The sequence below is a fragment of the Martinezella multihospitum genome (genome assembly GCF_900094585.1).
Taxonomy (GTDB): Bacteria; Pseudomonadota; Alphaproteobacteria; order Rhizobiales; family Rhizobiaceae; genus Rhizobium; species Rhizobium multihospitium.
In genome coordinates, this window is record NZ_FMAG01000004.1 from 430,603 (window position 1) to 442,653 (window position 12,051).

General features: G+C 59.0%; 9 protein-coding genes. 2 read left to right on the forward strand and 7 right to left on the reverse strand.

Annotation, left to right across the window (positions count from 1 at the left end):
* Positions 1-30 precede the first annotated feature (30 nt).
* A complete protein-coding gene (locus GA0061103_RS18150) occupies positions 31-2,388 on the forward strand; it encodes a beta-glucosidase family protein (RefSeq protein ID WP_092713513.1) in 2,358 nt (785 codons plus the stop codon).
* A 72-nt stretch (positions 2,389-2,460) separates the two neighbouring features.
* Positions 2,461-3,570: an acetylornithine deacetylase gene (gene argE / locus GA0061103_RS18155; RefSeq protein WP_092713515.1), complete on the forward strand. Its 1,110-nt coding sequence runs from the start codon at positions 2,461-2,463 to the stop codon at positions 3,568-3,570.
* Between the two features lie 146 nt (positions 3,571-3,716).
* Here argE and GA0061103_RS18160 read toward each other — a convergent pair whose 3' ends face one another.
* From GA0061103_RS18160 to GA0061103_RS18190, 7 genes are all read right to left on the reverse strand, one after another.
* Positions 3,717-4,802 carry an ABC transporter ATP-binding protein gene (locus tag GA0061103_RS18160; protein WP_092713517.1) on the reverse strand — a complete coding sequence of 362 codons (1,086 nt, stop codon included), beginning with the start codon at positions 4,800-4,802 and terminating at the stop codon, positions 3,717-3,719.
* 4 nt (positions 4,803-4,806) lie between these two features.
* Complete coding sequence (locus tag GA0061103_RS18165; RefSeq protein ID WP_092713519.1) at positions 4,807-5,718, reverse strand: carbohydrate ABC transporter permease; 912 nt, start codon at positions 5,716-5,718, stop codon at positions 4,807-4,809.
* Entirely contained in the window at positions 5,715-6,581 is an 867-nt protein-coding gene (locus GA0061103_RS18170; protein ID WP_092713521.1) for a carbohydrate ABC transporter permease, read from the reverse strand. The genes GA0061103_RS18165 and GA0061103_RS18170 overlap by 4 nt, the downstream gene beginning before the upstream one ends.
* Positions 6,582-6,761: 180 nt before the next feature.
* Positions 6,762-7,988, reverse strand: coding sequence for an ABC transporter substrate-binding protein (locus GA0061103_RS18175; protein WP_245304789.1), 1,227 nt, complete (start codon positions 7,986-7,988; stop codon positions 6,762-6,764).
* Between the two features lie 280 nt (positions 7,989-8,268).
* On the reverse strand, positions 8,269-9,204 hold the full coding sequence (locus GA0061103_RS18180; protein WP_092713525.1) for a 2-hydroxyacid dehydrogenase: 936 nt from the start codon (positions 9,202-9,204) through the stop codon (positions 8,269-8,271).
* 95 nt (positions 9,205-9,299) lie between these two features.
* Positions 9,300-10,319 (reverse strand): LacI family DNA-binding transcriptional regulator, encoded by a 1,020-nt coding sequence (locus GA0061103_RS18185; protein ID WP_092713527.1) that lies wholly within the window; start codon positions 10,317-10,319, stop codon positions 9,300-9,302.
* A 27-nt stretch (positions 10,320-10,346) separates the two neighbouring features.
* On the reverse strand, positions 10,347-11,855 hold the full coding sequence (locus tag GA0061103_RS18190) for a hypothetical protein (RefSeq protein ID WP_092713529.1): 1,509 nt from the start codon (positions 11,853-11,855) through the stop codon (positions 10,347-10,349).
* Positions 11,856-12,051 lie beyond the last annotated feature (196 nt).

Sequence of the window (12,051 nt, forward strand, 5' to 3'; positions counted from 1 at the left end):
TGGAGACATGACGTGACTTCAGACAAGCTTATGAATGGTGACTTCGCGGCGCTGATCGCGGAAATGACGACCGAGGAAAAAGTCGCCCTTCTGGCTGGGCATCGCATGTGGAAGACCAAGGCGATCGAGCGTCTTGGCATTCCGAGCATCGTCATGACCGACGGCACCTACGGCGTGCGTTACTCGATCCATCAGATCGACAACGACCAGGCCGGCGGTGTCGACTTCTCCGCTTTCCTCAACGTCGTCGGCCAGCGGGCCAGCCATGTCGAAGTGGCATGGGGCGCGATGAAGCAGGCGACCTGCTTCCCGAACGGCTCCAGCCTCGGCTGCTCCTGGGATGTCGATCTTGCCCATGAACTTGGGACGGCGCTGGCCATGGAATGCCAGGAATTCGGCGTGCACCTGCTGCTCGGCCCGGGCATCAATATCCGCCGCACGCCGCTCGGCGGCCGTTCCTACGAATATTATGCCGAAGATCCGATCGTCAGCGGTGATTTCGCTGCCGGCGTCATCAACGGCTTGCAGGAAAATGGTGTCGGCGCCTCGCTGAAGCACTTCGCCTGCAACAACTCCGAAGTCGAACGTACATCGATGGATTCCGTCGTCGACGAGCGTGCGCTGCGCGAAATCTATCTGAAGGGCTTCCAGCGGGCGATTGCCAAGAGCAATCCCTGGACCGTCATGAGTTCCTACAACCGCCTGAACGGTGTTCAGGCCGCCGAGGATCATTGGCTGCTGACCAAGGTGCTGCGTGAAGAGTGGGGTTACGAGGGCCTGGTCGTGTCCGACTGGCACGGCATCAAGGATCGCCCCGCGTCGCTCAAGGCCGGTAACGACCTCGACATGCCGGAAAGCGAAACGCGCAAGAGCGATCTGCTGGAAGCCATAGAGGCAGGCAAGATCGATATGACGGTTATTGACGAGGCTTGCGCCCGCGTGCTGGCGCTGGTGCGCGCCGGCAAGCTCGGCGAACGTCGCGACACCGTGTTCGACCGCGATGCGCATCACAAGCTGGCCCGCCGCATGGCGGCGGAATCCATGGTCCTCCTAAAGAACGACGACCAGTTGCTGCCGATCACGCCTGCCAAGGTCAAACGGATGGTGGTGATTGGCGAAGGCGCCGGTGTTCCGGTCATCCAGGGCTCGGGCTGTGCGACCACGACGCCGACCCTCGTCGACGTGCCGATCGACGAGATCGTCAAGCTGGCCGGCGATGCGATCAAGGTTGATCAGTACCGCGGCACCAGCGAGGTGGAAGGCGAGCGTGCGGCGCTGATGGCGGAAGCCGTCGAGGGTGCGCGTGGCGCCGATGTCGTCGTCATCTTCGTCTGCACCGAAAACGGTTATGACGGCGAAGGTTCGGATCGCACAACTCTCGATCTTGCGCCGGGTCATGATGCGCTCGTCAGCGCGGTTGCCGCCGTCAATCCGAATGTCGTCGTTGCTATCGCCAGCCCGGACGCGGTGGTCATGCCGTGGATCCCGGAAGTGAAGTCGATCGTCGAGATGTTCTTCTCCGGCCAGGCGACGGGTGGCGGCATTGCCGATATTCTCTTCGGCGTGGTCAATCCGTCGGGCAAGCTGACCACCACCTTCCCGAAGCGCATGCAGGACATGCCTTCCTATCTCAGCTATCCCGGCGAGAATGGCCGTCATTACTACAGCGAAGGCATTCATGTCGGCTACCGTTGGTACGATGCCCGCGAGATCGAGCCGCAATATCCCTTCGGTTTTGGCCTCAGCTATACCAGCTTCGCCTATTCGGACCTGAAGCTGGACCGCTCGGAGCTGAACGCCGGTGAAGACGTTGTCGCGAGTTTCACGGTGACCAACACCGGCGCCGTTGCCGGGAAAGAAGCGGCGCAGCTCTATGTCAACTACAGCAAGCCGAGGCTGCAGCGGCCGAGGCATGAACTGAAATCCTTCGCCAAGGTTCATCTCGAGCCTGGTGAATCGAAGCGCGTGACGCTGGTCGTTCCGGCTGCCGACTTCGCTCTCTATGATTCCGGCAAGGGCCGCTGGGTCCTCGATGACGATGTCGTTCGCATCGAAATCGGCTCATCTTCGCGCGCCATTCACCTGGTAGCGCCACTGCAGATCCGTTCGCGCGCCTCGCGCCACCGGGAAGTGAAATGGGACACGCAACCGATCTTCGTGCTCGCCAACCCGATTGCGCGGGCGAAGTTCAACCAGTTCCTGCAGAAGCATCTGTCGATCGACGAAGAAGCCGCGGACCGGATGCTGGAGCATTGTGCCAACTCCTTCTTCGGCATGTTCACCACCTTCGACCGGCGCTTCCGCCAGGCCTTTCCGAAGACGGACATTGCTGCTCTGCTGGCCGACATCAACAAGACAATGGCCGACGAAGAGACGATGGTGAACTAGTGCGCCATTGAAGACAGACCATGATGGAGGGCTCGCAGTGAATGCGGGCCTTCCTCCTTTTGGGAGTATGCCTTGAATACGCTTGATCTGCTTGATCGCCTCGTCGCCTTCCCGACCGTCAGCGCCGACAGCAACCTGCCGCTGATCGATTTCGTGCGCGGCTATCTCAATGAGCGTGGCTTCGAGTGCCGCCTTGTTCATGACAGCAGCGGAGAAAAGGCGAACCTGTTTGCCACCATCGGGCCAAAACAGGACGATGGTATCGTCCTCTCCGGCCACGCAGACGTAGTTCCGGTTGCGACACAGGCGTGGACATCGGATCCTTTCAAGCTGACGCAGCGGGACACGCGGCTGTTTGGCCGCGGCTCCACCGACATGAAGGGCTTCCTCGCCAGCGTGCTTGCCGCCGCAGATCGCATAGATGCAAAGGCATTGAAGCGGCCGCTGCACATTGCCTTCTCTTATGACGAAGAGATCGGCTGCGTCGGCGTTCGGTCGCTGATCGATGTTTTGATGAAGGAGCAGTTCAAGGCGTCGCTTTGCATCGTTGGCGAGCCGACGTCCATGTCGATTGCTCTCGGCCATAAGGGGAAGCTGGCGGCGCAGGCCCGCTTTCGTGGCGAGGCCGGTCATTCTTCGCTGGCGCCGCGTTTCGTTAATGCCATCCATCTCGCCTGCGATTTTGTCGGCATGCTTCGTGCAGCGCAAAGGGAGATCGCTGAAGCCGGTTGGCAAGACGCGGACTATGACATCCCCTACACGACCGTTCATGCGGGTAAGATCGCCGGTGGTGAGGTTCTCAATATCGTTGCCGAAAGGGCCTCGGTCGATTTCGAGATCCGCCATCTCGCGGAGGATAATATCGAGGACATCCTGTCCCGCATCCGCGCCTCAGCAGGTGCCAAGAGCGAAATCGAGGTTCTCAATGCTTATCCGGGACTTGCAACCTCAGACGCCAGCCCTGCCGCTTCCTTCGGAAGGCGCCTGCTGGGTGAGGCGCCCACGACTAAGGTGTCATTCGGGACGGAAGCCGGATTGTTCGCGACAGGACTAGGTCTGGAAACCGTAGTGATCGGCCCCGGCAACATGAACCAGGGGCATCAGCCGGACGAATATATTGAAGAGGCGGAGCTGCAGCGCTGTGATGCCATGATGGACCGGCTGATTGAGCAGCTTTGCTGAGAATGAGGATGCAATCGCTGCATTCGGCGACTGGGCAGGCAGCACCTGGAGTGGTTCAGCGCTTCACGGGATCGCTGAACCACTCTATCCTTTGTTTTTACGCAATTCCGGACGGAAAACCGCTCCACACTTTTCCTGGAATTGCTTTAGAGGCGCTGCTCGCTTTCCTTCGAGAAGATCGAGGCTGTGGCCGGATTGAATGCCAGGCGTGCCTCGCCCGACAGCCGGCGCGCCTTTGCGGCGGGCAGGCGAACCGACAGCTTCTGTTCGGCGAGGGTAAACCAGACAAGTGTGTCCGCGCCCATCGGCTCGACGAAGGTGATCGGCGCTGGAAGCACCGGCAGCGTTGCCCGCTCGTCGGCGAGCTGGATGTCTTCGGGTCTAAAGCCGATGACGATCTCCTGACCATCGACGGCCGGCTGCCGGAAGGGATAGGCGTCGATCGGTAACAGGTGATCGCCAATGGCAGCCATAGGCTCGCCGTCCTCGATCCGGATACGAGCGGAGAGCAGATTCATGCTCGGTGAACCGACAAAGCCGGCGACGAACAGGGTCTCGGGCTTCTCGTAGAGTTCGTCCGGCGAGGCATATTGCTCGATCTTGCCGCTCTTCATGACGGCGACGCGGGTCGCCAGCGTCATCGCCTCGATCTGGTCGTGGGTGACGTAGACGATCGTGCTGCGCAATTCCTGGTGCAGCTTCTTGATCTCGAGCCGCATCTCGGTGCGCAGCTTGGCATCGAGGTTTGACAGGGGTTCGTCGAACAGGCAGATCGGGCTGCGGCGTACCAGTGCCCGGCCGATTGCCACACGCTGGCGCTGGCCGCCGGAAAGCTGCGATGGGCGGCGATCGAGGAGCGGCGTCAGCTGCAGCAGATTGGCTGCCCATTCGACGCGCGTGGCAATTTCGGCCTTCGGCACCTTGTTGACGCGCAGACCGAAGCCGAGGTTCTTGCGCACCGTCATCGTCGGGTAGAGCGCGTAGGACTGGAAGACCATCGACATGTTGCGGCGGCTGGAATCGACATTGGTCACATCCTGGTCGCCGGCGATGATCTTGCCGGTGTCGAGATCGTCAAGGCCGGCGATGACGTTGAGCAGCGTCGACTTTCCGCAGCCCGAAGAGCCGAGCAGGACGATGAATTCACCGCTGGCAACCGACAGGTTGATATCGCGAAGAATATGCTGCTGCCCGAAGGACTTGTTTGCGTCGATAACGGAGATCTGTGTCATTGCATTAGCCCTTCACCGCGCCGGCAGCGAGGCCGCGCGCAAAATAGCGTCCGGAAAGGATGTAGATGAGAAGCGGCGGCAGGGCGGTGAGGAAGGTCGCAGCCATGTTCACATTATATTCTTTCACGCCGGTTGTTGTATTGACGATGTTATTGAGCTGCACCGTGATCGGCAGGTGATCCCGCCCGGCGAAGATCAGGCCCAGCAGGAAGTCGTTCCAGATGCCCGTTGCCTGCATGATGATGGCGACGACGAGGACGTTGACCGACATCGGCAGCATGATCTCGAAGAAGATCGTGAAGAAGCCGGCGCCATCCATCTTCGCCGCCTTCGAAAGCTCCGGCGGTACGCCCTGGTAAAAATTGAAGAACAGCAGCGTCATATAGGGCAGGCCGAAGATGATATGGATCAGGATGATCCCCGGCAGCGTGCCGTAAAGGCCGACAGTGCTGAAGATTCGGACCAGCGGATAGAGAATGACCTGGTAGGGAATGAAGGCGCCGAGCATCAGCGACAGCAGGATGACGCGGCTTAGCTTCGACTGCCACTGCGACAGCGCGAAACCGGTAAGCGCGCCGAACAGGATCGAGAAAATCACGCTGGGTACGACAATCTCGACGGAGTTCCAGAAATTCCCGTGAATGCCGTTGCATTGAATGCCCGTGCAGGCCGTCAGCCATGCCTTCGTCCAGGCATCGAAATTCAGCCCCTGGGGCAGGGTGAAGATGTTGCCGATGCGCAGTTCGTCAGCCGTCTTCAGCGATGTGGAGATCACCAGCAGCAGCGGTATTGCGTAATAGACCAGCGCGAGCGAAAGGATGATGTAGAGAAGAATACGGCCGGGCTTTGTCTTGGCTGTGCGAGGCACGGCATGGACTACCAAAGCGCCGGATTGGACGAGAGGGGTCGCAGTCATCGCTTCTGCCTCTTCAGCTCGATATAGACATAGGGAGAAAGGCCGCAGATCACAGTCAGCAACATCAGGATCGCCGCGGCTGCCGCCGTGCTGATATTGGCGCGCTGGAACAGCAGGTCGACCACGAATTTTCCGGGCACATCGGTGCTGATGCCAGGCCCGCCGCCGGTCATGGCGACGACGAGGTCGTAGCTCTTCACCACCGCGGTTGCCAGCAGGATGACGCAGGTGAGGATCAGCGGGCGCAGCATGGGCAGCACAATGCTGATGTAGGAGCGCCAGACGGGAATGCCGTCGATCTTTGCGGCCCGCCAGATGTCGCTGTCGACACCGCGAAGGCCGGCGAGCATGATGGCCATGACAAGGCCCGAGGACTGCCAGATGGCGGCGATCGAAACGGCATAGATCGCCTTTTCCGGGCTCGCCAGCCAGTTGAACTGGAAGCTTTCCCAGCCGAAGCCGCGTACGAGGGCTTCAATACCGGTCGTTGGGTTCAGCAGCCATTGCCAGGCGAGGCCGGTCACGACGAAGGACATGGAAAGCGGATAGAGGAAGAAGACGCGGAAAAGCCCTTCGGCTTTGACGTTTCGATCGAGAAGTGCTGCCAGCGTCGTGCCGATAACGAGTGAGCCGACGATGAACAGACTGCCGAAGATCAGCATGTTGGCGAAGGCCGTGTGCCAGCGCGGCATGGACAGCAGCGCCGCATACTGACCGAACCCGTAGAACTTGTAGTTCGGCAGCATCGTCGAATGCGTGAGCGAAATATAAAGTGTCCAGAGGATTGTGCCGTAGAAGCACACGGCGATGACCACAGCACTGGGCACAAGCGTCAGCTTGGCCGCGAGGTTCTTTTTAAACATTGCTTGCCCCGTTCGTCGACATCGCAACTCATTTACAAAACTGCTCCGGCAACCATGCCGGAGCAGCAGACACCTAGAGCAATTCCAGGAAAAGTGCGCAGCGGTTTTTCGTCCGGAATTGCGTCTAAACAAAAAGTTAGAGCGCTTCAGCGATTCTATGAAGCGCTCTAACGGCAGGACCTAGTTCCGTGCAACGATGTCGGCATATTGCTTGGCGGCATCGGCAGGCGTCATCGACGGGTTGCTCCAGAACTGGGTTACCAGATCCTTGATGGCGCCGACGGTTTCGCTCGTGAAGGACAACTCGGCGTTCGGGGCAAGCGCGTTCGGGTCCTTGAGCAGTCCGGCAGCCTTCTGCGTGCAGATGTCGGCGTTTGCGAGGTTTACGTCGATACGGGGTGGCAAGGCGCCCTTGACTGCGTTGAAGGCAAGCTGGGTTTCCGGTGCGATCATCACGTCGACCAGCAGCTTGCGGGCCGCGACCTGTTCAGGCTTGTCGCCAACCGGGAAGACGAAGGTGTCGGAGACGATGTTCAGCACGCCATTCGTGCCCGGTGCCAACTCGCAGCCATATTCCTTGCCCGGCGTCATGCCGGCAGCCTGGAATTCGCCCTTGGCCCAGTCGCCCATGATCTGCATTGCAGCCTTGCCGGTGATGACCATGTTGGTGGCGTCGTTCCAGTTGCGATTGACGTTGCCGTCATCGACGTAGCCCCGCAGCTTGGCGAAGGTTTCGAAGGATTTCACCATCAGCGGCCCGCCGGCGGCATCGACGTCGTGCTTGGTGTAGACGTCGGTGTAGAACTTGTTGCCGCCGGTTGCGATCATGATCGAACGGAAGACGAGCGCTTCCTGCCAGGCCTGACCGCCGAAGGCGAGCGGCACATAGCCCTTGGCCTTGATTTTATCGGCTACGGCAAAGAATTCGCCCCAGGTTGTGGGCGGCTTGACGCCGACATCGTTCAGGACCTTGGTGGAGTACCACATCCAGTTGGCGGTGCCGATATCGACCGGAACGGCGTAGAGATGACCGTCGACGCTTGCCTTATCGACGACCAGCTTGGGCAGAAAGGTCTGCCAGCCCTTGGTGGAGGCGATGTCGTCGATCGGCGCCAGGATGCCCTGTTCGACCAGCGGCTTGATTTCGCCGAGATCGACGACCATCGAGGTGGGTGCGTCGCCGCCGGCAAGGCGGCTGAGAACGGCGGCGCGGGCAGCTTCGTAACCCGTGACCGGGCTGTCTTTCCAGGTTCCGCCCTTTTTCGCGACGTCATCGGCAATGACCTTGATCGCGGCGGCTTCGCTGCCGCTCGTCCAGTAGTGCATGACCTCGGCCGTCTGTGCAAAGGCCTGGTTCGACAGCAGTAAGGCGATCGCGGCGCCTGCGCCGGTCAATGAAAGTTTCATTCCCATTATGGTCCCCTTATTGGTTTCAGTTCCGGGACCGAGTTAATTTTGTCACCTCAAAAATAGCAATTTTGATTTTATGTGCCATTGCGTCGCCAAAACCGATTTACCGCGATGCTTATCCGGTCCGCCTAGTTCTTTCCAATCTGCGATCTCCCCATATTGGCGGGCATCGTCACACCCTTTGCCCCCGCGGATATCACCTGGCTTTCACCGACATGACTAGCCATGCGAACGTCAACGATCGCCGCCGAGAATACATCCGCGTGCGTCGATAGTGTCAATTCACTGTCGTGGGTGGCGTGGCCCCCGCAAAGTATGCGTCCACGTTTGCCACGACAAGCTTCCCCATGGCGAGACGGGTCTCATATGTCGCGCTGCCTTGGTGCGGCGTGAGAACGGTGTTTGGGGCTTTGCTGAATCCGGATCGGATGTTCGGCTCGTTTACGAAGACATCCAGACCCGCGCCACCAATCACTCCGTCGTTCAACGCGTCGAGAAGAGCAGTCTCGTCGACGACGTTGCCACGCGAGATATTGATCAGCACGCCATCTTTTCCGAGCGCACGCAGAACCGTGGCGTCTACAATGTCTTGCGTGGAAGAGGTCGCGGCAATGCAGACGACGAGGACGTCGCTGTTGGCCGCCAATGCCGCGGGGGAGGGGAACGAGTTCCAAATACAGTCTGTGAGGGGCGAGCGGTTCCAATAGCTGATCGTCATCCCAAATGCTTCGGCCCGCCTGCCGAAAGCCTTGCCGATCTGGCCTAAGCCGAGAATTCCGATCCGCTTTCCCTTGAGGCTTCTTCCAAGCGGAAACCCAGATTGAGGCCATCGACCGAGACGAACAAACTGGTCGCCTTCGGGAACGCGCCGTAGAAGTGCGAGCATTAGCCCAATTCCGATGTCAGCCACGTCGTCGGTTAGAACGCCGGGTGTCGTCGTCACGCCGATGTTGCGGCTTCTCGCAAATTTCAGGTCCACCTTGTCGGTGCCCACGCCATTGATGGCGATGACACCCAAGGCTGGCAGCTTGGATATCCAGTCGTTGGAAAGGCCGCTTCCACCGCCTGTTACTACCGCCTTGATATGGGACAAGGCTGCTTCGATCTCTACAGCGTCACTGGCGCGGTAGAGACGATGCAGCCTGTAATTCGCATCCAGAACATCTTCGATTTCGGGCATCAAGGGCTCGACGAGAAGGACATCAGGTTTCATCAGAGCATTCCTTTGGTCAAACGGAAGGGATGCGAAGTCGGTCTTCGCGTCGAGAAAGTATGGAGTTGCACGCCGATGGCTGGGCTAGATCTCGGTCATGCCCGAGAGGGAGCCCTCCCGGTGGAATCACGAACGACCAGGCTTGTTTCCATGATCGTCGTGGGCGCAATGGAGGAACCGTTCTGGATACTGTCCAGAACCAACATTGCAGCTCGTTCGCCGAGCTGGCGTGCGTGTGTGTCCACGGTGGTGAGAGGTGGCTGAACGAATTCCGCATCGGCTACATTGTCGAAGCCGACGACGGATACATCCCGGCCGACTTTGAGACCCATTCGTTCCAGCGTCGCCATGGCGCCGATCGCCACGACATCGTTGAAGCAGATCAATGCCGTCGGCCGGTTCTGCTTGTCGAAGAGTTCCCGTACCTTGTCGGCCGCGGCGGACCGTCGAAGCGCGCATGGCACGTGCTTTGGTTCTAGTCCGTGGGACCGCATGGACGACATGTATCCTTCATAGCGCTCGGTGGCTGCTGAATACGCCCGATCGCCCCCAAGGAGGACGATATCGGTGTGGCCGAGTTCGAAGAGGTGGTCAACCGCGAGCGCCACGCCATGGGAATAATCGATCCCAAGATAGCTCGTATCCGCCTCAGTCCTGCGCAGGACTTGCAGCACACGCAGTCCAGACCGAGTGAGGTTTTCCGCAGCGGTATGGTCTGCCGCCGTCACGGGGCAGACGATAACGGCGTCGACGTTCTGCTCGTGCATCCGGCGCAGGATTTTCTCCTGGCTGGCTGGAGATTCCCACGAGTTGCCAAGAAGAGAAATCCACCCGCTATCGTTCAGGATTTGGTCGACGCCCGCGGTGAGTTCCGAATAAAACGGGTTCGTCAGGTCGGGAATAATGATGCCGACAAGATAGCTGTGGCGGGCTCTGATAGCGGCGGTGCGATTGTATACGTATCCTAATCGCTCTGCGGCCTCGCGGACCGCAATGTTTGTCCGCTCCGAGACAAGCCCGCTATTCCGCAGCACGAGCGACACGGTCGAACGCGACACTCCTGCCACTTTGGCGACGTCGTCGATCGTCAGACGGCGTTCGGTCTCTTCGTTCATTTGATCGCCTTCCTTCCGTCGTGAAAATCACGCATCGATAACGCCTGAATAGCCCGGCCCCCCGGCGGCAAGATATCCACCGCTCTTGCCGTCGGTCGAGCGGCTGACCCAGAACGCGTAGAGGTGTGTCCTCTCAAGGAGGAAGCGGAAGCTCACTGGGCGGCCGGCGAACGCGCTCAGATCGCCACCCCGCCATCTGACGCCATGCGTTACCTTGTCGACAGTGATCGCCTCACAGTCGTCTTCGCCATAGCCGGGGATCGTGTATCCATGCTCGTCAAGGACAGCGACCCGCATCCGGCCATCAGCGCAGTCAGCGTTGACGAAGAAGTTTCCGCCGGGGAAGACCAGTGGTTTGGTTGTCATCTCGCCAGTCTCTTTGGCGTAAAGCGAGACGAAGCCGTCCCTGCGCAAGGTTACCAGACCAACCGATCCACCGGCGTAGGAGTGCGTGCCCAACATCGGTGAATGACCTGAGAAACCCGAGACGTAGAAATAGAGTTCATCGCCAACGACAAGGCAAACGCCACCTGTTGCATGGAGATATCCTCTGTTCCAGCTTCCTGGCACTTTCGATGGCGCCAGAAATGGTTCACCACGGTTCGGGCGGACCCAGTCCAGCCCGTCGCGGCTGAAGCCGATCTCGAGATCGGTGATCTTCGGCACTCCGCGGTAAAAGGTCTCGGGATTCTGCGGCCCGCGGAACATTCCGTATATGCCGAGCATGACGCCTTCATAGGCAACAGCGTCGAAATTATAGATTTCCGAAGGTACTTCTCCCAAAGGGTTCGAATGATCTATCTCGTCCGGAACGACAAGGTCCTTCCGGTCTTCCTTCTCCCATGCCCGACCTTCAACGAAATCATCATGTGCGACGTAGCTGCGCTGGCGACCGCGGTCTGCGTGCACGCGGAGCGAATAGTACCATTTCCCGTCGAAGGGATTGAAGTAGAAGTTGCTATTGTCGCCGCACTCGCCCGTCCGACCTCTCTGTGTCCAGTGAATAGCATCCGGTGATGTGTACACTTCGGCAAATTGCTCCTTCACGCCATCGAAGTCGTAATCTGTGTAAGGCATGCTCGGATGCGAGCCATGACGATAATAAACCATCATCTTGAAACGCTCGGAGCGATCTTTAGCGAAAGTGTCGAGCCAGAAGCCGCCGCCATCTCTCATCCGGGGATAGCTGATCGGGAGAATCCGATTGGTCATGCCATCGACGTCGAGGATCGGCCGTTCCCAGTGGATACCATCCTTGCTGGTGGCGAGCGCCGTGGAGGCGAACCAACCGGCGTGGTAGGTCATTTTGAAGAGCTGATCTTCGGCATCGAAGAACACGCCATCCTGGAAGGTGCAGGCAACAGGGCAGTATCCCCCGTTCATCTCAATCGGCGTCTCCGGCCGCAGCACCGGAGTGGCGGGATGCACCTTGGGCCTATGAAACACCCGCTCCAAGCTGTGCGTCGCAATCAGGTGGTCGTCGAACAGAAGTTGTCGTCCGATCCCGAGTTCAATCGGCTCATTTTGCGTTGCCATGGGTGTTCCTCCAGAATCTCATTTTGGATAATTTAGACCGGTCTAGCTGTCAATAAACAGCATAACTAAAAACAAGTTGACATTTTTAGACCGATCTAACAGTGATAAGAAATCGTTGGATCGGTCAAAATTCATATTTCAATTTATACCGGAAGGAGCCTCCAACGTACGAGATTGCGTAACAGTGTGGGAGGAT

Coding starts and splice junctions, on each gene's coding strand:
- GA0061103_RS18150 (WP_092713513.1), top strand. CDS start 31: ATGAATGGTGACTTCGCGGCGCTGATCGCGGAAATGACGACCGAGGAA.
- GA0061103_RS18160 (WP_092713517.1), bottom strand. CDS start 4,802: ATGACACAGATCTCCGTTATCGACGCAAACAAGTCCTTCGGGCAGCAG.
- GA0061103_RS18165 (WP_092713519.1), bottom strand. CDS start 5,718: ATGACTGCGACCCCTCTCGTCCAATCCGGCGCTTTGGTAGTCCATGCC.
- GA0061103_RS18170 (WP_092713521.1), bottom strand. CDS start 6,581: ATGTTTAAAAAGAACCTCGCGGCCAAGCTGACGCTTGTGCCCAGTGCT.
- GA0061103_RS18175 (WP_245304789.1), bottom strand. CDS start 7,988: ATGAAACTTTCATTGACCGGCGCAGGCGCCGCGATCGCCTTACTGCTG.
- GA0061103_RS18180 (WP_092713525.1), bottom strand. CDS start 9,204: ATGAAACCTGATGTCCTTCTCGTCGAGCCCTTGATGCCCGAAATCGAA.
- GA0061103_RS18185 (WP_092713527.1), bottom strand. CDS start 10,319: ATGAACGAAGAGACCGAACGCCGTCTGACGATCGACGACGTCGCCAAA.
- GA0061103_RS18190 (WP_092713529.1), bottom strand. CDS start 11,855: ATGGCAACGCAAAATGAGCCGATTGAACTCGGGATCGGACGACAACTT.